This is a genomic window from Alkalihalobacillus sp. AL-G, assembly GCF_030643805.1.
Classification (GTDB): Bacteria; Bacillota; Bacilli; order Bacillales; family Fictibacillaceae; genus Pseudalkalibacillus.
Map to the genome: position 1 here is coordinate 4,032,770 of NZ_CP094656.1, position 19,344 is coordinate 4,052,113.

The window sequence follows — 19,344 nt, forward strand, 5'->3', positions numbered from 1 at the left end:
TGCTATGTGGGATATTTTTCAGGATATATTGGTAAATGTACTGTTCATACTCTTCCCTACGCTTTTTTATCATGTTTTTCTTAGGGAAGACGACTACATAAGCCGAAAAAAGGTTACATCGAAATTTTTTATAACTCTAGCAGTTTCTATGCTTTTAACGATGACATTTCCAGCGATATATGCCGTCGGATTTTCTTATGACCTTCGTATCATCCCGATTATTCTAGCATTTATTTACTGCGGTATTTTTCCGGGTACTATACTTGTTGGGATCATGCTAGTATATGCATCGGTATTGGGTTCCGATGAATTCTTGCTCACGCTCGCTAATTACCTTGTGGTTATACTGCTACTTAATTTATTGTCGAAAAAGTTATATCAACACTTCAAGCGCTATAAATATATATGTATTTCACTGTTTTTTCTTGCCATCACTATTTCAAGGTTTGTTTTTCTGTTCTCAGAAGGAGAAGGAGAACAAATTCCATTTACAATCCTGCTCGCCATAATTAAACTCATTACAATACTCTCTGTTGTAGCGCTGATTGAAAATATAAAGAAACAGCTGACGATGCAACGCCAGCTCGAGCATATTGAAAAGATGAATGCAATCAGTCAGCTTGCAGCATCCGTTGCTCATGAAGTGCGAAATCCAATGACAACCGTCAGAGGATTCTTACAAATATTAAGTCGAAATGAACACCTCCCTGTATCCGACAAGTCCTTCATCACCATTTCCATCGAAGAACTTGATCGCGCACAAACGATTATCAATGAATATTTAGCATTGTCAAAACCGCAAAAAAGCCCGTTTGAAAAATTGGATTTCACCAAAGTGATCAATGACTCCATAAAAGTCATCTCAACGTATGCAACGATCAATAACATTGAAATCGCCACAACCATCGAGGATTCCTTAAAGGTAAAAGGGTATAAAAACGAAATCCAACAGGTACTTATCAATTTAATGAAAAACGGGGTTGAAGCGATGGAAGGCAGCGGTACTTTGGAAGTAATCGCAGAACAAAAATCCAATTATATCGAAATCAAAATTCGAGATACCGGCTCTGGTATTACGAAGCAACAGCTTAAACAATTAGGCACACCATATTACTCTACAAAAGATAAAGGAACGGGACTCGGACTTATGGTCAGCTTTGAAATTATTAAACGAATGGCTGGAAAAATTGGAATTGAATCTGAAGTTGGAGAGGGAACAACTTTTACAATCCTATTGCCTGCAGCATAAAGTAAACTTGGCTAGCGCCAAGCCTTAGTGTAGGCGATCGCCCTAGTTGCACTTATACTTGGGACGTAAACTTTTCTCCAACGTCGGTAATTCTCTTCCTAACCTGTAAAAACATACAGAAAGCTAGCAACCAACCTCTTCGTTGCTAGCTTTTTTATTTTCAATCCGTGACGATTCATTTTTCGTTTTCAAGCTCGATAATTCGGGCATTCAAATCTTTTAATTTCAACTGATACTCATTTTGGAGCTTTTGATCATCGGATACCTCCTCTGTTAACAAATTGGTCAGCTGCAACTGTAGCCGTTCCTTTTCGTTTTGGACCCTTTGCTCGTCACTTGAAATACGCCTATGGTTTTTCCAGTCAGCATATGAACCGCGGTAATCCATAAACGGACCTTCCCCTAGTAAAAATACCCGATTCGCAACCTTTTCGAGCATATATGGGTCATGAGAGACGGTCACTACTGCTCCAGGATACAAGGACAAAGCATCCTCGATCCGTTCCCGGGTTCCAATATCGAGATAGTTGGTCGGCTCATCAAGAACGAGCAAATTAGCATTTGAAAAATAAAGCTTCACAAACGCAACACGACACTTCTCCCCCATACTTAAATCATCTACTTTTTTATAAACGGAATCCCCTCGAAACAAGAAGCAGGCAAGAATCGTTCGTGCCTCGGATTGAGTCATTGACGGCAGTGCCAATACCTGATCAAGAACCGTAAAGTTCGGGTCAAGACCTTCTAATTCCTGCATAAAATACCCCACACGGAGTTTTGGATGATGAGCAACTCTTCCGTGATCAGGTGTCAATTGTCCAGTTAGTAAGTTTAGCAAGGTTGTTTTCCCGGAGCCATTTCGCCCAACAACCGCAATACGATCCCCTCGTTCGATCGAAAAAGAAACCGAATCGAACAATTTCCACTCGTTTGAAAATGAAAAGGAGACTTCCGAAAGGGTTACCATCGAACGGCTTGAAAAATCGCGACCCTCTAATTCCACGTTAAGCTTTGCCCCGTCTTTCGGCTTTTCAACTCGATTGTTTTCTAGCCGCTCAAGAGCCATTTCCTTTGCTTTGGAGCGAGTCATGTTTTTGTTTGCCTTCTTTTTCGCAAACGGGTCCCGTTCACTTGCTGCATTATGGGCTTTTTGAAACCATTGTTTGTAGCTCGAAATGGATTCTAGGAGCTTTCTTTTTTCCGTTTCCTGCTTTTGATAAAGGGCAAGCTGTGTTTTTTGTTCAAGTTCTTTTTGTTTACGGTAATCCGAATAACCACCGTTGTATTTTGTTGTCCCTTTTTCTGTCAGTTCATAGGTTATCTTCGCTACTTCGTCGATGAAAGATCGATCGTGAGAAATGAATAATATCGCTCCTTTATAATTTGAGAGCCAGTTTGCCAACCATTCCAATGATTCAACATCGAGATGGTTGGTCGGTTCATCCAACACTAGAATTTTCGGGTCATTTGTGAGTACCCTGGCTAGCTTTGCCCGGGTTTTTTGTCCACCGCTCAGACTTTCAAATGGAATTGACCAATGCTCTGAGGAAATCTTTAATTGTAATAGACATTTTTCAACCTTAGTTTCCCATTCATAGCCGTCCACGTCCAAATAGCGCTGCAAACAATTATTGTACAGTGAAATCGTTCTTTCATCGTCCGGATTGGTATTCAGCTGCCGTTCAGCAGCGGCAAGCTCCTTCTTTGCAGTAAAATGTTTTAGGTTCTCAAGCTCCACAAACTCACGTGTTGTCACATTTTCATCGGGTGAATCTTCCTGCTTCATCCACCCCCATTCTTCGGGTTTTATCCGGTTTTTAATTGTTCCTTTTGTAAGCGGCTTTATTCCGAGCAAGCAACTGATCAACGTTGTTTTCCCGATGCCATTTTTACCGATTAACGCAATATGATCGCCTTCGCAAACTTCGATAGACGCATTTTCAAACAGCACATTCCCTTTTATTTCAATAGCAATATCCTCTGCTTTCAACAATAACATCGAACCCCTCCATCTCTTATACATTGATAAAAGACCTTCTAATAAGCAAAAAAACGCAGGCCGCTGCCTGCGTTTCAGATGAAAGGATAGTCTACACGTAATAGGTCCACCATAGGAAAGACACGTATACGGGCAGAAAATTTAACTTATTGATCTAATTTAGACACACTTATCCTATCACTCTGACTACAAGCAGAGCCACTTTTTCGTTTTAAATTACCGAAAGAAAGTGTTAGGACTTCATGATCTCTAAATTAGATACCTCCTTAGGTTGTTCTCAGTTTATTATATGTCATATCGTAAAAAAATGGAAGGTGCAAACTAGTCTGCACCCTCCACGTTATCCCTTATTTCTTCTTGTCTTTTTTCGTTTTGATTTCGTATGTGAAGTCAACTGGTGTTGTTTTATCTTGTGGTGCTGCATACGATGTGATCATGTAGTTTTTACCGTTCTTGAACAATTGACGCAATTGAAGTGCATCCTCTTCTGTTACATTGAATGGATCAACGGTAACGACCTTATGCTTTAATTTAGCACCGTTGTTATTACCAACTTCTCTTTCATTAATGAATGTAACAGTGTATTCAACATACTCCTGTAGAAGCTCGCTTAGAGATTGGAACGAATCTGTTGAACTGCCATCATTCGTGTATCCGATTTCAGGTATTTCAATGTTATCGATAAACCAACCTGAATCATTATAGCCCCAGTCAGTTAAATATCGGAATGAAATGTGGACTTTTTGACCAGCATACTCACTTAGATCGAACGTTTCTTGTTGCCAGTCTTCATAATGACCTGTAAACCCTGGTAGATTCTCTTTAATTTTCGGATAGCCATTTGCAACTACATCCGAGCGAGTATTTTCGTTTGCAAGGCTTGTCCATGTTTGTCCGCCATCCGTAGATACTTGGACAACTCCGAAATCCCATTGTTCTTCAATATCGATGTAGTTATCAAACTGTAATGTTGCTGTATCAACGGTAGAGAGATCTGCTTCAAAGATTAAGGCATTATCAGCTTCGTGACCTTCATTCCCCCAAAGTACCTCGTTGTCAGAACCTAATGGATCTTGAACAGATTCCCATGGTACTGCTAAAAAGTCGACTCCATCAAACGTGATGCTACGGATTTTTTCTTCAAAATCAAGCTCTTTGAAGTCCCCGCCCCAAGCAGGAACACCTTCTTTTTCAAAAGTGTTTGCTTTTTCATAATTGACCGTCATGCCACGCTTTGTTCCCTCATCGTCGACAGGAAGCTCACGCAAATCGATGCTTTTGAAGTCATTCTTACCACTATCAATTGCCAGCGTCGTCATGAAATCCTGATAAAGCTGTGTAAAATCAGTGTTAATGCCATGTGCTGCTAGTGTATTGTTAATACCAGTAATACTGTTTGAATCTTCTTTCGCTAAATCACGGATAAACTCCTGTCCGAATCGGTCGTTCATATAGAGATGGAACAAGTAAACCTGGCCATAGTCTGCTATCGTTTCTGGTCCAGTTGTTGCATCAACGTGCTCATCCCAAGAAGTCAATGAGTTTTCAGGGTGATCCAAATAGAAATTGATCGAACCTGCATCATGACCATAACCGCCAAGATATTCAGAGAACGTTGACATACCTTCATTTACCCAAGACGTTTCATCTGAGTCATTATCATCATGGATCAAGTGCTGTAGTTCATGGATTGTCGTCCCAAAGAACGTAGACTCAAGACGTGTCTCCCAGCTGTTTGTATCGATTGAGATAATGTTACGATCCATGTACATTTCCAATGTACTCCAATAGAAGCCCGCCACGAAAAATGGATACGTCGGGTCTTCGTAGTTTTCATCAGGAATATTGCTAACGAGCATGATAACCTTATCGCTGCCTGTATAATAACCCTCAGGAACAATACCTAAGTCCTCAAGCACAGCCTCGGTTCCAGTATGCACGTCTGGATTTCCAAAAAACTCGGTTGCTTTCGGATAAATGTTCGAATCAAACTCATCACGAAGCTTGTCCACTTGTTCCTGTGTTACGACGTGTGCCGGTCGAGGATCTCCTTCAGGGAAGCTTAGATCATTTGCCACCCAGATTTCAACATTGTCACCGACGCTACGGAGCGTATATTTCTGAAAACCTAAATTACGGTCCAAAAACGACTTGGTTCCGCCATTAAAAGTAAACTGGCTGTCCGCATTATTACTTTCTTCAGCTTTTGTTTCGTTGAAGTTAATATTTTCAGCTTGTTCCTTAATCTTCTCTTTCGCTTGTTTTAGGAAATCTTCACTTTCAGATAGACGCTCTAGCTGTGCATCAATATCAATTCGATCCCCATAGCGTTCTACATCCCATTTTGGTGTTGTAGCCGCTTCAACTTCTGATGGTGCTGACGTAATAGGTGCCAGCAATGAAAGAGCTAAAGATCCTGTTGCAAGTACAGATAAGAATTTCCCTTTCACTAGTAAATTCCCCCTTAAAAGTTTAATAGTTTTACCAAAAATATCATAACATATTTAATTTTCTGATAAGGGGGAAACTTCTATGGATATAAGGGCAGAATTTGCAATTCGACAAGATTCGCTATTTTTATATGAGTAGATTTTAATATAGTAAATACATTAAATGTAATAATTTAATTGAAATTAAGGGTTAAGTAGTATAATAGTAGTGTTTACTCGACATTAATTTGTCATTTCGGGTATCAAACGTCATAGTTAGCTATCACTCCCATATAATGCATAAGGAGTACTCGCCTCAAACTAAATAACTAAAAAAGAGTCAGTAATTCTATGTGCCACATCCAGATTTTGAATCTTGTACGATAGGATTAAGACGGCTGCTTTTTGGGATTTACGGTATAATGGGAGAAATAAATAACAGAGGGGTGGTTTAATGAAGCCTGCACCGATTACGGCAAATGAACGGATTGTTTCACTGGATATTATTCGAGGTTTTGCATTACTCGGTATCTTTCTCGTGAATATGCCTTCTTTTTTCGCACCTGCCTTAAAATATGATTTTTACGGTTTAACACCTGAATACACAGGGGTTGATCAGTGGGTTCGGCTTATTTTCGATCTGTTTGTTCAAGCGAAATTTTACCCAATGTTTTCGTTTTTGTTCGGACTAGGATTCTATATATTTTTAACGAGAGCCGAGAAAAACCTAGAAGAACCAACATGGCTTTTTGTACGTCGCTTGTTCATTTTATTGCTGTTTGGATTGTTGCACCTGATTTTGTTTTGGTACGGAGATATATTACATACCTACGCAGTTACAGGGTTCTTCCTCTTATTCTTTTTTAACAGGAAACCGATAACGATCCTCATTTGGGCAATAGGCTTGATTTCATTCTATTATGCGCTCCTAGCCTCGAACTTGCTTGCCCCGGAATCATTACTTGAACGGGCACAAGCTTGGAATCAATCGGTCGGTTCTGAAAAAGTTGCAGAAGCGGTGCAAATATATGATCAAGGTTCACTCATACAATTGTTAACCTATCGTTTTATGAACGAGGTCCTTCCGATCCTGGAAAACCTTCCATACCAAATTCCGCATATTCTTGGGTTGTTTCTTTTCGGTCTTTATATAGGTAAAAAAGAAATCATTTCGAATCCGAGCCTGCATAAGCGTTTTATCAAACTGACATGGATAATCAGCGGATTGATTGCGATTCCATTTACGGTTTGGCTTACGGCAATCCAGCTCAATCTTATGGATTACGGAGCTTATCAGGATATCATGAGTCTTTTTGTCCTTACTGTTGGCGGTCCGTTTTTGACAGCCTTTTATATCTTTTCATTTGTACGGTTACTTCAAAAAGACCGATGGCAAAGATTCCTAAAGCCGATCGGAATAACCGGAAGAATGGCTTTAACTAATTATCTCGCACAAACTATCATCACCCTCGTCATCCTTCTTGGTTTTGATCTTTATAACAACATAGGCCTTACAATTGGACTTCTGCTTACAATCGGGATTTTCATCCTACAGGTCGTGTTCAGCGTATACTGGTTGAATCGCTTCAGATTCGGTCCACTAGAGTGGGTATGGCGTTCGCTGACTTATGGCCATCGACAGTTGATAAGACTTGAAAAACAGGAAAGGGATACTGACTAATCGCTATAGGAAACATAACCTTGACGATATGACACGAAGACTTTCAGGAAATCCACTTAAAGCAGATGGAATTCGTGTATATTTCTCGGGAAATATGTCGGTAAAGTGGTTCATTTTGTCGTTGTATTGGAGATTGCTGCCACCCTTGAAAGGTATACACCTCTCATTTAGTTGCAAATTTCATGATTACCACTTTTTTGCATATAGATAGATGAGGGGTGTGTGATTATGAAACAAAATAAGGGGAAGATGAATTGGTCGAATTATTCAAAGGACGTGGATAACGTTCTTGGTGAGGACTTTTGGAATGACCTTCATCACGTTATTCCGAAACGGGGTCCATCCTTTGATATGTATGAAACAGATACTGAAGGGGTGATTGTCTTTGAGTTGCCAGGGCTACGTTCCATACAAGACATTCACATCAAGCAAAATGGCACTCAGCTTGTCCTACAAGGAAATATCGCCTATCCATATCCCGTCAAACCTGAAGAACTTAGCCATAATGAACGCTTTACTGGAGAATTCAAACGAATCGTTTCTGTCCCGTTCCATTACAACCCCGAACACGTCAAAGCCCGTTATAAGAACGGTTTGCTAGAAATCCATATTCAAAAAGCTGCTAGTGAAGATGAAATCATAATTGATCTTGAGGATGACAGATAGGGGGAACGTTTTGCATTAAAATTCAATCGGAATATCACTGACGGTTTCGTCATTCAACTTCTGGAGCCTTATTTCAATCATATGATCCTTGTATTTCGCTTTCATATTTTTTCTCGAAACTGGTCCAGGGATTGGAATCGTATCGGACGGTTGTTCGTTTGACACCCCGGACACATTTAATCGAGTATTTCCAAGAGTGATCCGGACCTGCTCTGCTTTAACATTTTCCGGCACATGGATTTTAACTACGTAGTGATTCATTAATTCAAACAACTCATAATTAACCGCATTATTTCTACCTTCATGTGAAACCATATGCGGTTGAACCCCTGTTCCAGGATTATTGACCGTTTGCTGGATTGTCTGCTGGATATATTGTTCAAGCCAAGACATATCCATATTGGTAAGATTGTTCTTACCATTGACCCATTTCATCGGATCATCTAGAAATTGATTGATGAGCTTGCTATAGTCAAACAGATTCGAAAAACGATCCATGAGTTATTCTTCCTTTCATATCAGCCGCTTAGGGGGTGATAACAAATGGCACCAAACATCAAATTCAATAATTTTACAATCGATCACGTTTCATCCTCTTCTGGTGTGTTCTCTGGTGATAATCTCCAACAAAATTTCTCCTATCAAGCTCGGAAAAATGAAGGGAATGGAACTGTGAACGGGAATCACAATTTGATCTATAACAATAAACATGTCGTAACGAAAACCAAGCCTGAACAGGACCGTTCATAATGTGGTTTTCAAAGCGTAACAACCAAAGAAAAGAAGTGGCTGAATTACAAAAACAGATTGAGGCATTACAAAACCTGCTTGAATCGAAAAAACAACCGATCGAATACCATTTTCATATCAATCAAGTCGATATCCATGACCCGAAGCTTGAAGAAATGTCATTCAATCTCGATCAACTAGATATTGAGGATTTAAGCGGTGCATTAAATGTCGGCAACAATTTTGGCGTTTCAGTCGGAGATCAGAAGAACAAATCGAAGTCCGACAAATCACAAATCAATTCGAAGCTGACGAAAAACGGTTATTCTATTTCGTTTAACGATAAGGAGGGATAAAAATGGGGTTACTCTCCCCCAACTTTTTCATCAATACGATCCGAATAGGGACTGTGGAAGGTGCCTCTTGCGTGAACTTTGGAAACAATGCACCGAGTGGATTTGAAAGCTACAAAAAACTGAACCAGGGATTCGGATCGATAAGTGGGGACAACAATTCAATCGAAGGCTTACGTTCCCTGTTGAGCGATTCAGCAATCATGGATATGCTCATAAATAGCAAAGAAAATGAAATTCCGGGATGGACACAGGACCTGATAAAAGAAAAGCTGAAAAAGGAAAAATCATGATTCATTTCCTTTTTCGGCCTTTTTTGTTGTATTTTGAACTGGCATATCGACAATATCGTTATCATGGATGACATTGATATTGTTCATCAGTATATTTCCGTCCCCGATCACAGCACCTAGCCCACTATTCTCTTTACATTGCGTTGTCCACCGATTTTGACTGTTTTCACCGTTAAACACTCCAGAATTCGCACTTATATTGTGTATTTGAATTGTATCAAATTGAACCTTCACATCTTACACCTAATACTGAATGTTCGGCTGAGGGTTAACTACTTCAGGGTTCGTACTTGGTGTATCAATTAAATCATTATCAATGATCGTATTAAAGTTATTTATAGCAATGACAAACCCAATCGGAGTACCCGCAGCAAGGTTATTCTTTCCTTGCCAGTTCCAATCCTGTTGATTATTTTGCCCTGTCGCTATCGATCCATTTTCATTAATTGCATTAACAGCGATTTGATTAAAAACCACCGATACCGGCATCCTTCTCGCCTCCTAGCAAACCTCTGTACAGTACCTTATTCGCTCGTATTACGAATGGTGCAACTTCCTTTACACCCGAAACGATATGGGTCAGGACGTCTTTTACATTATCTGGACAACTGCGAAAATTGAGATTTAACTACGAACAAGGAAATGTAAAAAAGAAAGGCTGACACAATGACGATTCTTTGTGTCAGCCCCACTCTATATTTTCTAACTTGCTTCCGCTTTCAACGTCACTGTCACTTTAAAAAGATCACCATCAACTTCAATATCTAAGCTTCCATCATGCAGGTCTACAATCGATTTTGCAATTGCAAGTCCAAGTCCGGAACCCTCCGTATGACGTGATGTGTCTCCTCTTTTAAAGCGGTCGAACAACTCATCAACATCTTCGCTAAGCTCATATTTGGTGACATTTTTAAACACAATCATCGCTCGGTCATGTTGAGTTTTGACTGATATATAAACTCTTGTATTTTCTAACGAATATTTTAGAATATTTCCGATCAGGTTATCAAAGACTCGCCACAGCTTTTGCCCATCAACCACAGCATAAACAGGTGTTTCTGGATTTGAAACACGCAGCTGTATGGTGGATTCATTGATAGTTTCATTATATTCAGCCAGTGCCTGCTGTAAAAGCTGGACAAGGTCTACCCGTTCCTTGACTAAGTCAATACTTCCGCTCGCTATTTTGGATGCCTCGAACAGATCATCAATGAGCACCTTCAACCGCTTGGACTTACGGTCGATGATTCCGATATAGGATTCGCGTTCCTCGTTCGACAGATCCGTCTTTTTCAACAATTCCGTATACGTAATGATCGACGTCAATGGGGTCCTGAGGTCATGGCTGACATTCGTGATCAGCTCCGTTTTAAGCCTCTCGCTTTTTGCCTGTTCGTTTTGTGAAACCTTCACACCGTGCTTGAGTGTATTGAGGTTTTTAGCATGATCCGCTAACACCGATTTACCCTTGATAGGTAGGTCCTTTTCTAAATTACCATTCGCCAACATACTTACGTTATACGCAATCTTATTGAAATAACCGATCCGTCTGAATAGTAAAATCAACACTGGCAAACCAATAAGAGCCGATGCTGGGATATGGACAAGCAGGAGCGCTGGATAGATCATCGTCAGAATAGTACCAGCCCCCCAACAAAAGATGACGATCAACAACAGAATTAGTTGAGTTCCGGTCTTACGGTTCAGAAATACCATCTTCAAGCTGTGGAAAATACGGAGAATCAAGCTCTTTCTCCACTCTTCTTTCAATCGTTTATGATCGCGAACCCGTGCATACAGCATTTTCCCTAAAAAGAACGAAAGCAACAGCAACAACGCTTTCGGAATTAGATCCCAAAATATAACATCCAGAACGATCGGGAAAATTGGTCGATGAATATAACCGATTCCAAGACCGTTCAGCATGAGTATGAACGTGATGAAACCGATGAAAAACGTGATGAAAATGCTGACATCGATCGGCACACGATCGAAATATGGCTGCCAGCTTTTCGTCTTTATCGATTGCCGGATGTCTGTTCTTTTATAAAGAAAAAATGCTAGAACCAACGCACCCAATCCACCGATGACATAGATGAAATAGGCAATGCGCTGCAGCTGGAAATCACGCTGATCCGCTAAGATCAAGTTGTTACCAGACTTTGGTACTCCGATATAACCTTGAAAGCTTCGAAAGGATTCATCGATCAAGTTGTCTATTTCATTACTGCCTTCAAAATAGATCTGTCTACTTACGACAGGCAGATCATTGAAATGACTGAAATACGCCATATCACCTTCATTGAACCGTTGTTCTACATCTACCATCTCTGCTACTGATGTATCGGTGTGAATTTCTCCGGTTTTCGTATTTTTCAAATAGTATTGGAATGAAGATTGGAAACGTTGAGAATCAGAATAAAAATCACGTATCTCCGAGAAATAATCATCGATTATTTCTTCTTTTTCGTTCAAAATTTTCTGACGGACATATCTATCGCTTTCAAAGTTTTTCGAGATGTCCGCAATTTTCTTATCCCGTTCATTTTTGTACGCTTCCTCCAGCTGTTCATCGCCAGTTTCTTTTGCTTGCTGGATCTTCGGTTCATATTGGTCCGTGATGCTCGAAATTTGCTCCGCCTGACTTCCATACCGGGTGCGGCGATAGTTTTCGATTTCCTCTTCTGTTACCTTAATAGCATCTTTCAATTCGTCCTTATCAGTCAGCTCCAGAGAAAGTTGATGGAGATAATGATCCAGCTGATATTCGAATTTTTCCGTCTCGAAATAATTAGTCCGCCAATATGTATCCCCATGTTTCAGACCCGTTAACGTCCCGGTGATACCGAACGTCAGCAACAGCACCAATATGGTGAATTTGATCCTATCGTTCCATTTTATACCCAATTCCCCACACCACCTTTAAATATCTTGGATTTTTCGGATCGATTTCTATCTTTTCGCGTATTTTCCGGATATGTACAGCGACCGTGTTTTCTGCGTTATATCCTGGTTCCTTCCACACCCGCTCGTATATTTCATCGATTGAAAACACACGCCCAGCATTTTTCATGAGCAGCTCTACGATCTTATATTCGATTGGTGTGAGCTTTACCGGCTCACCATGTACCTTTACTTCTTTGGCCGATTGATCCAATGTAAGCCCGTTCACATCAATTAGCTTTTCGACCCCTTCATATGTACCAAGCGCTACGTATCTCCTCAATTGCGACTTCACTCGGGCAATCAGCTCCAACGGGTTGAACGGCTTCGTCACATAATCATCTGCGCCAACCTGTAAACCTAGCACTTTATCTGTATCTTCGCTTTTTGCACTTAAGATAATAATCGGAATGTTTTGTTCTTCGCGAATTTTGAATGTCGTCACTATCCCGTCAAGACGAGGCATCATCATATCCAAGACAATCAGATGGACCTGGTGTTCATGTAAACGTTCAATCGCCTCGAGACCGTCCTTCGCCTTGATGACGTTCAACCCTTCATTTTTCAAATAGATTTCAATTGCGTCGCGGATCTCTTCTTCATCATCTACGACAAGTACGTTATAATCACTCATTTTTTTCACACTCCTTTCTTGAGTATATCATCGGATTTCCATTGATTGGTTTAATTGTAAAATGAAAATCTTAACATTCCGTCAGTAAAATACTTAAGATTTTCTTAAGGTTTCTAATATCCACCATAAAAAAGTTCAAGGAGTAACCGCTGTACGTATCGAATACAATACGTGGGCTATTAAGGGGAGGATTATAACAATGAAGATTTTCCGATTTGATAAAGAAGTGAGCAAGCGAATCACGCAGTTCGATTCTAATTTTTGGATGTCACGGATCACCGCTACGGAAGAGCCGGTCCACATCGGCTGCATGCATATCGAAGTTGGAGGGATTGTCGGGTTTCATCAGGCGGTTACCGACCAGTTATTCCTTGTCGTTTCTGGCGAAGGATGGGTCCGTGGTGAAGATGAGGAGCGTATCTCGATAAAAGCAGGCGAGGCAGCCTTCTGGGTTGACGGAGAATGGCATGAATCCGGGTCAGAAAACGGGATGACCACGATCGTGATCGAATCAACAAAACTCGCTCCATCAACCGTCCTGCAGGCGAAACAAGATTGAAAGAGGAAACGTGGGGTGAAGGGGATGGAGTTATTTTCATGGTTTGCATTTGCGATTGCAGTCGGCGCATTTGTCGAAGTCCAATTGAAAAATAGAAAACTAGAGAAAAGAATTCAGGATTTGGAGAATAAGATCAACTAATCGGGGGTGATCGTTTGCGCTGGAAAAAACTTCATCCTGTTACCAGCAGCTGTTTTAGCTGTGTTATATCTAACCGTGGTGAAGCCGGGTGATACGCGTTCCTCCCCGTTTTGATCTTTTGGGCTTGCTATTATTTTTGGAAGTTTTTTGAGGATTATAGAGCAAAAATGAATAGCCGATAGGAGTGGATCATATGGCACTTTCTCTAAAAAAGAAGTGGTTTTCGGATCACTATAACCCGGATCCGATTAAAAATAAAGAAGAATAGAAAAGCCCAAAGAACTAGGAATACTGGTATCGCCTTCAAGGTGCACCATTAGGAATCCTCGTATTACTAGGTTTTGATCATCTACTCACTATTCTTCTAGGTTCATAAAACAACATATCAATCTATCTTTAAAATATCGGTTTGGGCATTGCTTTTGGAATAGTCCTCTTGAAGAATTCCATAGACAGCACAATCCTTGTATTGGTTCTTGGCATTACGGATCATATGTCTGATGATTCCTTCTTGTACCATTCCTGCTTTACTCATCACTTTCCCAGAAGCCCGATTGTCGGTGTTATGTACTGCAGCGATTTTATGAATGTTCATATGCCTGAAGCCAAATTCCATAATCGCTCTTAACGCTTCCGTCCCATATCCCTGATTCCACCATTCATATCCAATCGAATAACTTACCTCACAGTTTCCGGTGGTGTTGTCGAAATCATACAAATCGATTTCGCCGATCAATTTACCGTCAGCTTTCCTCTCAATTGCCCACCAACAAAATTCTTTATTGGCATAATCACATACTATCTTTGCTACCCTCTCAATTGTTTCCGAAACGTTCTTGTGTGCTGCATTAACCCGATTGTCAGATACACGTTCGTCTGAAAGCCAATGGTCAAAAACCTTTTGGGCATCTTGGAGTTCCATCTTTCTGAGGACCAATCGGTCGGTCTCTATTTTGGGGGTTCCTTTATAGTTGATCATTCTGTCACCTGCTTTATTTCAAGTTTAATTAAAAATAAAAAAGAGGCGTATGTGCCCCTTTTTTTATCCTGATTTTACCGAATCAAAGGTTTCAATGAGGTCCGTATCAGGCGGCGTATACCCGAGCTGTCTGCCTATTTTCACGATTTGTCCTTTATGATGGAACTCGTGAGTAGCCGTGTGAGTAAAAAGCCACAATGTCGTAAACTCCGCGTTTTCCCCACTTTTAAAGGTTACTGGAATCGAGTGATCGCATCTCCCTTTGAATTCATTCAAAAACTCATGTACCAGGTCATCCGTTTTCTTAAAAATCTGGCGCATTTCCTGTACGTTGTTGACGGACTCTGGTTTTATTTCGGGAAGTGATTTCCCAAGGGCACGACTCCCCAGCCATGCCCGATAACAATCGGCTACATGAGCATGCAAACTGCGTATAGAATCTCCACCAAAATTTTCTAGTTCTTTAACATAATCGGTAGGTGACAACGTTTCGCAATAACGAAATAATGATTCTCTTGTACGTTGGATCCAATCATACTGAGTAATGAATAATTCCATCTTTCTCTCTCCTTCATGCAATAATATTTAACCAATCTTCTAGGTTACTGTAGTCATACTTCCGCCGAGCCTGTCCCTCTATTCAAATTCACTATTGGAAGTTATTCCACAAACGAAGGAGAAATCCTTTGAAACTTTTATTTGACAAACCTACCTTTAGCATGAAAACTTCCTCCATAACGGCTCATTCTTTAAGTAATACCCACGTTTATAGGTAATATCCTCCATTCACAAGCGCTCGGTAGAATAATTTCAAAAAAATAATTTACAATCCTTGACAGGACACCTTATAGTGTCATATTATGAAAATATCACAATACGACACCAATTGGTGACCAAACAACCGAAAAAGATGAGGAGAAGGGTGATTTGAAAAAGAAAAATGAGACGAGGGACGTTTATAGTGCCGTTGCCGATCCAACCCGGCGTGAGCTGATTCGTTTATTGGCTGATGCTGAGGAGTTGCCCCTCCATAAGTTAACAGCACATTTTCAAATAGGGCGTACAGCGGTTTCCAAACATTTGGTTATTTTAAAGGATGTTGATTTGGTAAAGGACCGAAAAGTCGGGCGGGAAACCCGCTATCGTCTGAATGCCGAGCCGCTCTTGGAAATCGAAGACTGGGTATCTTATTACACGAAATTCTGGAGGGAAAGAGCAGATCTTTTACGTCAATTATTGCAGGAGGAGAAAAATGAAACCTGAAATTTCACTGGACTTTCAATATGCAAGTCCGATCGAAAAGGTATGGCATGCTTTAACCGATTCAAACATGTTGGCGAAATGGGTGATGGAAAACAATTTCAAACCGATCGTCGGCTATAAATTCCAGTTTCGTACAGAGCCGAATAAGTATTGGGATGGAATTGTCGATTCCGAAGTGCTCGTTGTGGAGGAGCCTTACAAGTTATCTTACACATGGGTGACTGCAGGGGAAAACACAAAGGTTACATGGACACTGAAAAAAAATGGTGATATCACTCATTTGCATCTCGAACATACCGGATTCAAAAGTGAGAGCCTATCGTACAATGGGGCGAAATATGGCTGGGTGAAAATGAGCAGCGAGCTCAAAAAGTTGTTAGCGGAATATTAAAAATCGTATGAAATTTGAGGAGGAGAATTCAATGACTGTAATTTCAATCGTTCTTCAAAGTTTGTTGGCAGCTTATTTTGCATTCTCAGGCATCGCAAAGGTAATTGGTGCTAAATACTGGGCTGACATTTTTGATAACCTTAAACTGCCTCAATGGTTTCGTTCCGTCACAGGCTTCGTCCAGTTAATCGGAGCAACTGTACTTGTCATCGGCTACTGGTATGAGGGGGTAGTCGTATGGGCAGGCATCTGGCTGGGAATTACGATGCTCCTGGCGTGCCTGGCACATCTCAGGGTAAAAGACCCGTTCGGTAAAACGGCACCCGCTATCTTATTTCTTGTATTAGTCCTCACACTATTCGTAATGAATGCAAATGACCTGGTGCTTCCCTTATCGTAAAATAGCTTAGTAAATTCGATTAATGACTAATTGAATTGACAACTGGTTCCTGCTTGATTCATAATCACAAAACAACCGTTCCATGCAAGGGGCGGCTGTTTTCTTATCAAGGCCATGATACAGGAGCAATGTAGGCTTCCCTTTTCCGTTTCAGAATGAGGGTTAGCCAATTAAGTAAGGGGTACCACCAACATGTAACGGAAATATAATACGGGGCATTCTTCGGAACATAAAAGCCGATAATCCTTACGCTACGATAATCGGCTTTGGTATTGTATGGAACTACTATTTGTTTTTGGTTTCATTATAAGTCGATAAGTTACCACTTATTATAAAGTCTATCTAGATCGCTCGTTCTTCTCTCTTGTTCTCACTAGAGAGTATGCAGTAATCCAGGAAGTAATAGGTATAACTAAAGCAACACCAATTCCTGCACAAAGGATCGTTATCATTTCACCGGTAAATACTTTTGAATTTACAATTTCTCCAATAGAATAAGATAATTCTTTAAACCAGATCAACAGTGCCAGATAGCCTCCAAAAAAGGCAAAAAATAACGTATTCGTATTTGTTCCTAAGATATCCCTTCCAATCATTAATCCAGATGTAAATAATTCTTTCCTGCTTATCAATGGATTATGATAAATTATTTCACGCATAGGAGATGTAATAGAAATGGCGATATCTGTTATGGCACCAATGGTACTCATGATAATCATGGCGGCGCCGACTTTCACAAAATCTACTCCAATGTAAAGTGAAAATATGCTCAGCTCCTCTATTCCCTCTTCACTAAATCCCTGAATCATAGTATTCTCTGTTACTATAACAATAAAAAAGATTAAAATAGTGATCGTTATAATAGTAGAAGTAAATGCTGTGATTGTTTTGTTATTAAAGTTATTAATGAAAAAGAGGGTAATACAACTAATGATTGTACTTGCAATCAGTGTTAAGATAATTGGATCAGCATTGGGATCAGTCATAAAAAGTATTGTCATGAAGAGTACGCAAAAGTTGAAGAATAAAGCAATGAAAGACCGTGCTCCTTTACTTCCTCCAATAAGTATCATCAATAAAAATAAAATGATTGCTAGCCATACTAATACATTCATAACCTCGCCCTCTTTCGATTAACGAAAAAGATGGCAGTATATAGACCAATCGGAATTGTTAAAACAATTCCAATACCACCAGCTAGTGCTCGAGCCAACTCTAATGAAAGATTTATGGAGAGAGTAAACGATAATGGAGAATCATTCTTCAAATACAATATAAGCGCGGGAATGGAACCACTTATATAGGCAAAAAACAAAATGTTTGTCATGGTTCCCATAATATCTTTTCCGATATCCATTCCTGAAGTTCTAAGTGCATCTACCGATATGTTGTTATTCTTTTCATATAATCCAAAGATAGAAGAAGACATGGTAATCGCCACATCCATTACGGCTCCTAAAGATCCGATTAATAACCCTGCCATAAACACCAATTGAGGAGGACGTGTTAAAAATTGCATTTCTTCATATCGAAGACCATTCTCGGAAGTTAATGACATCACAAGATAGGTAATGGCAAACGAAACAAAGGTTCCTAGTAGAGTTGCCGCAATTGCTGCGTATGATTTTTCATTAAAGCCGTTAGTGAGAACCAAAGAAAAGACAGTAAATAAAATAACACTGATGCCGGATGCCCATAACAAACTTATGTTTGAAGTATTCATATAGATATCTAATGCATAAGATAACAGAGCAGCATTGACGACCAAACTTATTATCGAAAAAAATCCTTGCTTTTTTCCGATGACAAGTAAAGTAAAGATAAAAATCCATGCTATGATCACAACATATTTATCACGTTTTACGTCCTTTATGGTTCCAGTTAAATCTGAATCTGCATTTGCTTTTTTATCAATTGAAACAAACAGCTCATTTCCAGCATGGTATTCTTGATCGTAGGCTCCTGATGAAGAATATTCGTTGGTTAGATGGATAAGCTGTCCTTTTTTTTCTCCATTTTGTAACTCGGCTTTTATATGCTGAGTGAAAAGATGATCTTCATTATTATTCATATCAATGATTTCAGTTGTATCTTTCAAATTCGTTTCAACGATTTTGGCTATTGGCCGTTCATAGAAAGAATAATTGTTATTAACAAAGAAAACAGAACCGGCAAAACAAAGTGCTAGAATGATGTATAAAAGGATTTTTTTGTAAGTTGTTTTTTTGAATTTGTTGATGGTAATACCCAAATAAAAACCTCCAACTATGGTGTGAAATCCAGTGTTTATCATTTAAACGGTTTAACAGACCGATGATACATTTTCTTCTTAATTATTCTTTTTCTCGAATAACAACAATAACCACTGCCAATATTGAGCAAGGTTGTATCCACGATTTTAAAAGTGTTGGCTACATATTTAGTTAATAAACCTTTGGTTGTAACCACATATCGTCAACCCTAATCAAACTAATATAGTTAATAATGTAAGGTAATAAACTTAAACTCTTATTCCATCATATATTCCATCAAAATTTATATCAATATTATAAGTGCTCGGAATTACATATGAGATTCAACATATTACATATTTACATTAGATAAGAAAACGGCTCGTGTCTATTCACGTGCCGTT

21 protein-coding genes are annotated in these 19,344 nt (G+C 39.7%); 10 read left to right on the plus strand and 11 right to left on the minus strand.

Annotation, left to right across the window (positions count from 1 at the left end; all coding sequences use genetic code 11):
- Positions 1-4: 4 nt before the first annotated feature.
- The gene (locus tag MOJ78_RS20265; protein WP_304979129.1) at positions 5-1,249 is read left to right on the plus strand and encodes an ATP-binding protein; all 1,245 of its coding nucleotides are present in this window, start codon (positions 5-7) and stop codon (positions 1,247-1,249) included.
- 175 nt (positions 1,250-1,424) lie between these two features.
- Here the strand turns inward: MOJ78_RS20265 and abc-f are convergent, their stop codons facing one another.
- Both abc-f and MOJ78_RS20275 read right to left on the minus strand, forming a co-directional pair.
- Entirely contained in the window at positions 1,425-3,248 is a 1,824-nt protein-coding gene (abc-f, locus tag MOJ78_RS20270) for a ribosomal protection-like ABC-F family protein (RefSeq protein ID WP_304979130.1), read from the minus strand.
- Positions 3,249-3,595: 347 nt separating this feature from the next.
- On the minus strand, positions 3,596-5,698 hold the full coding sequence (locus MOJ78_RS20275; RefSeq protein WP_304979131.1) for a choice-of-anchor J domain-containing protein: 2,103 nt from the start codon (positions 5,696-5,698) through the stop codon (positions 3,596-3,598).
- A 433-nt stretch (positions 5,699-6,131) separates the two neighbouring features.
- On the opposite strand from MOJ78_RS20275, the gene MOJ78_RS20280 reads away from it, so the two are divergent.
- The gene (locus tag MOJ78_RS20280) at positions 6,132-7,358 is read left to right on the plus strand and encodes a DUF418 domain-containing protein (protein WP_304979132.1); all 1,227 of its coding nucleotides are present in this window, start codon (positions 6,132-6,134) and stop codon (positions 7,356-7,358) included.
- A gap of 228 nt (positions 7,359-7,586) precedes the next feature.
- Positions 7,587-8,024 carry an Hsp20/alpha crystallin family protein gene (locus MOJ78_RS20285; RefSeq protein ID WP_304979133.1) on the plus strand — a complete coding sequence of 146 codons (438 nt, stop codon included), beginning with the start codon at positions 7,587-7,589 and terminating at the stop codon, positions 8,022-8,024.
- Positions 8,025-8,039: 15 nt separating this feature from the next.
- Here MOJ78_RS20285 and MOJ78_RS20290 read toward each other — a convergent pair whose 3' ends face one another.
- Positions 8,040-8,522 (minus strand): Hsp20/alpha crystallin family protein, encoded by a 483-nt coding sequence (locus MOJ78_RS20290; RefSeq protein WP_304979134.1) that lies wholly within the window; start codon positions 8,520-8,522, stop codon positions 8,040-8,042.
- Positions 8,523-8,567: 45 nt separating this feature from the next.
- Here MOJ78_RS20290 and MOJ78_RS20295 point away from each other — a divergent pair, with 45 nt between their 5' ends.
- Genes MOJ78_RS20295 through MOJ78_RS20305 form a run of 3 tightly spaced genes read left to right on the plus strand, consistent with a single transcriptional unit; the run spans position 8,568 to position 9,399 of the window.
- Complete coding sequence (locus tag MOJ78_RS20295) at positions 8,568-8,774, plus strand: hypothetical protein (protein WP_304979135.1); 207 nt, start codon at positions 8,568-8,570, stop codon at positions 8,772-8,774.
- Entirely contained in the window at positions 8,774-9,109 is a 336-nt protein-coding gene (locus MOJ78_RS20300) for a hypothetical protein (RefSeq protein WP_304979136.1), read from the plus strand. Before MOJ78_RS20295 ends, MOJ78_RS20300 begins: the two co-directional genes overlap by 1 nt.
- A gap of 2 nt (positions 9,110-9,111) precedes the next feature.
- Positions 9,112-9,399, plus strand: coding sequence for a hypothetical protein (locus MOJ78_RS20305; protein ID WP_304979137.1), 288 nt, complete (start codon positions 9,112-9,114; stop codon positions 9,397-9,399).
- On the opposite strand, the gene MOJ78_RS20310 is transcribed toward MOJ78_RS20305, so the two are convergent.
- The 4 genes from MOJ78_RS20310 to MOJ78_RS20325 all read right to left on the minus strand — a co-directional run bounded on the left by MOJ78_RS20310 (position 9,394) and on the right by MOJ78_RS20325 (position 12,976).
- Positions 9,394-9,633 carry a hypothetical protein gene (locus tag MOJ78_RS20310; RefSeq protein WP_304979138.1) on the minus strand — a complete coding sequence of 80 codons (240 nt, stop codon included), beginning with the start codon at positions 9,631-9,633 and terminating at the stop codon, positions 9,394-9,396. The two genes, MOJ78_RS20305 and MOJ78_RS20310, sit on opposite strands and share 6 nt — an antisense overlap.
- 9 nt (positions 9,634-9,642) lie before the next feature.
- A complete protein-coding gene (locus MOJ78_RS20315) occupies positions 9,643-9,888 on the minus strand; it encodes a hypothetical protein (protein WP_304979139.1) in 246 nt (81 codons plus the stop codon).
- 213 nt (positions 9,889-10,101) lie between these two features.
- Positions 10,102-12,306 (minus strand): histidine kinase dimerization/phospho-acceptor domain-containing protein, encoded by a 2,205-nt coding sequence (locus MOJ78_RS20320; protein WP_304979140.1) that lies wholly within the window; start codon positions 12,304-12,306, stop codon positions 10,102-10,104.
- A complete protein-coding gene (locus MOJ78_RS20325) occupies positions 12,284-12,976 on the minus strand; it encodes a response regulator transcription factor (protein WP_304979141.1) in 693 nt (230 codons plus the stop codon). The genes MOJ78_RS20320 and MOJ78_RS20325 overlap by 23 nt, the downstream gene beginning before the upstream one ends.
- A gap of 199 nt (positions 12,977-13,175) precedes the next feature.
- Between MOJ78_RS20325 and MOJ78_RS20330 the strand changes: the two genes are divergently transcribed.
- Positions 13,176-13,535, plus strand: coding sequence for a cupin domain-containing protein (locus tag MOJ78_RS20330; protein ID WP_304979142.1), 360 nt, complete (start codon positions 13,176-13,178; stop codon positions 13,533-13,535).
- A 526-nt stretch (positions 13,536-14,061) separates the two neighbouring features.
- On the opposite strand, the gene MOJ78_RS20335 is transcribed toward MOJ78_RS20330, so the two are convergent.
- Both MOJ78_RS20335 and MOJ78_RS20340 read right to left on the minus strand, forming a co-directional pair.
- Complete coding sequence (locus tag MOJ78_RS20335) at positions 14,062-14,655, minus strand: GNAT family N-acetyltransferase (protein ID WP_304979143.1); 594 nt, start codon at positions 14,653-14,655, stop codon at positions 14,062-14,064.
- A gap of 63 nt (positions 14,656-14,718) precedes the next feature.
- Entirely contained in the window at positions 14,719-15,213 is a 495-nt protein-coding gene (locus tag MOJ78_RS20340; RefSeq protein ID WP_304979144.1) for a DinB family protein, read from the minus strand.
- Between the two features lie 369 nt (positions 15,214-15,582).
- Here MOJ78_RS20340 and MOJ78_RS20345 point away from each other — a divergent pair, with 369 nt between their 5' ends.
- The 3 genes from MOJ78_RS20345 to MOJ78_RS20355 are packed head-to-tail and all read left to right on the plus strand — an operon-like array spanning position 15,583 to position 16,709.
- Complete coding sequence (locus MOJ78_RS20345) at positions 15,583-15,918, plus strand: ArsR/SmtB family transcription factor (RefSeq protein WP_304979145.1); 336 nt, start codon at positions 15,583-15,585, stop codon at positions 15,916-15,918.
- On the plus strand, positions 15,908-16,309 hold the full coding sequence (locus MOJ78_RS20350) for an SRPBCC family protein (protein ID WP_304979146.1): 402 nt from the start codon (positions 15,908-15,910) through the stop codon (positions 16,307-16,309). The genes MOJ78_RS20345 and MOJ78_RS20350 overlap by 11 nt, the downstream gene beginning before the upstream one ends.
- Before the next feature lie 31 nt (positions 16,310-16,340).
- The gene (locus MOJ78_RS20355; protein WP_304979147.1) at positions 16,341-16,709 is read left to right on the plus strand and encodes a DoxX family protein; all 369 of its coding nucleotides are present in this window, start codon (positions 16,341-16,343) and stop codon (positions 16,707-16,709) included.
- Positions 16,710-17,047: 338 nt separating this feature from the next.
- Here the strand turns inward: MOJ78_RS20355 and MOJ78_RS20360 are convergent, their stop codons facing one another.
- Positions 17,048-17,824, minus strand: a complete 777-nt coding sequence (locus MOJ78_RS20360) for a YibE/F family protein (RefSeq protein ID WP_304979148.1) — start codon at positions 17,822-17,824, stop codon at positions 17,048-17,050.
- A complete protein-coding gene (locus tag MOJ78_RS20365; protein WP_304979149.1) occupies positions 17,821-18,960 on the minus strand; it encodes a YibE/F family protein in 1,140 nt (379 codons plus the stop codon). The genes MOJ78_RS20360 and MOJ78_RS20365 overlap by 4 nt, the downstream gene beginning before the upstream one ends.
- Between the last annotated feature and the right edge of the window lie 384 nt (positions 18,961-19,344).

Bases quoted from the DNA above. Each gene is read 5' to 3' on its own strand.
- MOJ78_RS20265 (WP_304979129.1), top strand. From the start codon at position 5: ATGTGGGATATTTTTCAGGATATATTGGTAAATGTACTGTTCATACTC.
- abc-f (WP_304979130.1), bottom strand. From the start codon at position 3,248: ATGTTATTGTTGAAAGCAGAGGATATTGCTATTGAAATAAAAGGGAAT.
- MOJ78_RS20280 (WP_304979132.1), top strand. From the start codon at position 6,132: ATGAAGCCTGCACCGATTACGGCAAATGAACGGATTGTTTCACTGGAT.
- MOJ78_RS20285 (WP_304979133.1), top strand. From the start codon at position 7,587: ATGAAACAAAATAAGGGGAAGATGAATTGGTCGAATTATTCAAAGGAC.
- MOJ78_RS20290 (WP_304979134.1), bottom strand. From the start codon at position 8,522: ATGGATCGTTTTTCGAATCTGTTTGACTATAGCAAGCTCATCAATCAA.
- MOJ78_RS20295 (WP_304979135.1), top strand. From the start codon at position 8,568: ATGGCACCAAACATCAAATTCAATAATTTTACAATCGATCACGTTTCA.
- MOJ78_RS20300 (WP_304979136.1), top strand. From the start codon at position 8,774: ATGTGGTTTTCAAAGCGTAACAACCAAAGAAAAGAAGTGGCTGAATTA.
- MOJ78_RS20305 (WP_304979137.1), top strand. From the start codon at position 9,112: ATGGGGTTACTCTCCCCCAACTTTTTCATCAATACGATCCGAATAGGG.
- MOJ78_RS20315 (WP_304979139.1), bottom strand. From the start codon at position 9,888: ATGCCGGTATCGGTGGTTTTTAATCAAATCGCTGTTAATGCAATTAAT.
- MOJ78_RS20325 (WP_304979141.1), bottom strand. From the start codon at position 12,976: ATGAGTGATTATAACGTACTTGTCGTAGATGATGAAGAAGAGATCCGC.
- MOJ78_RS20330 (WP_304979142.1), top strand. From the start codon at position 13,176: ATGAAGATTTTCCGATTTGATAAAGAAGTGAGCAAGCGAATCACGCAG.
- MOJ78_RS20335 (WP_304979143.1), bottom strand. From the start codon at position 14,655: ATGATCAACTATAAAGGAACCCCCAAAATAGAGACCGACCGATTGGTC.
- MOJ78_RS20340 (WP_304979144.1), bottom strand. From the start codon at position 15,213: ATGGAATTATTCATTACTCAGTATGATTGGATCCAACGTACAAGAGAA.
- MOJ78_RS20350 (WP_304979146.1), top strand. From the start codon at position 15,908: ATGAAACCTGAAATTTCACTGGACTTTCAATATGCAAGTCCGATCGAA.
- MOJ78_RS20355 (WP_304979147.1), top strand. From the start codon at position 16,341: ATGACTGTAATTTCAATCGTTCTTCAAAGTTTGTTGGCAGCTTATTTT.
- MOJ78_RS20360 (WP_304979148.1), bottom strand. From the start codon at position 17,824: ATGAATGTATTAGTATGGCTAGCAATCATTTTATTTTTATTGATGATA.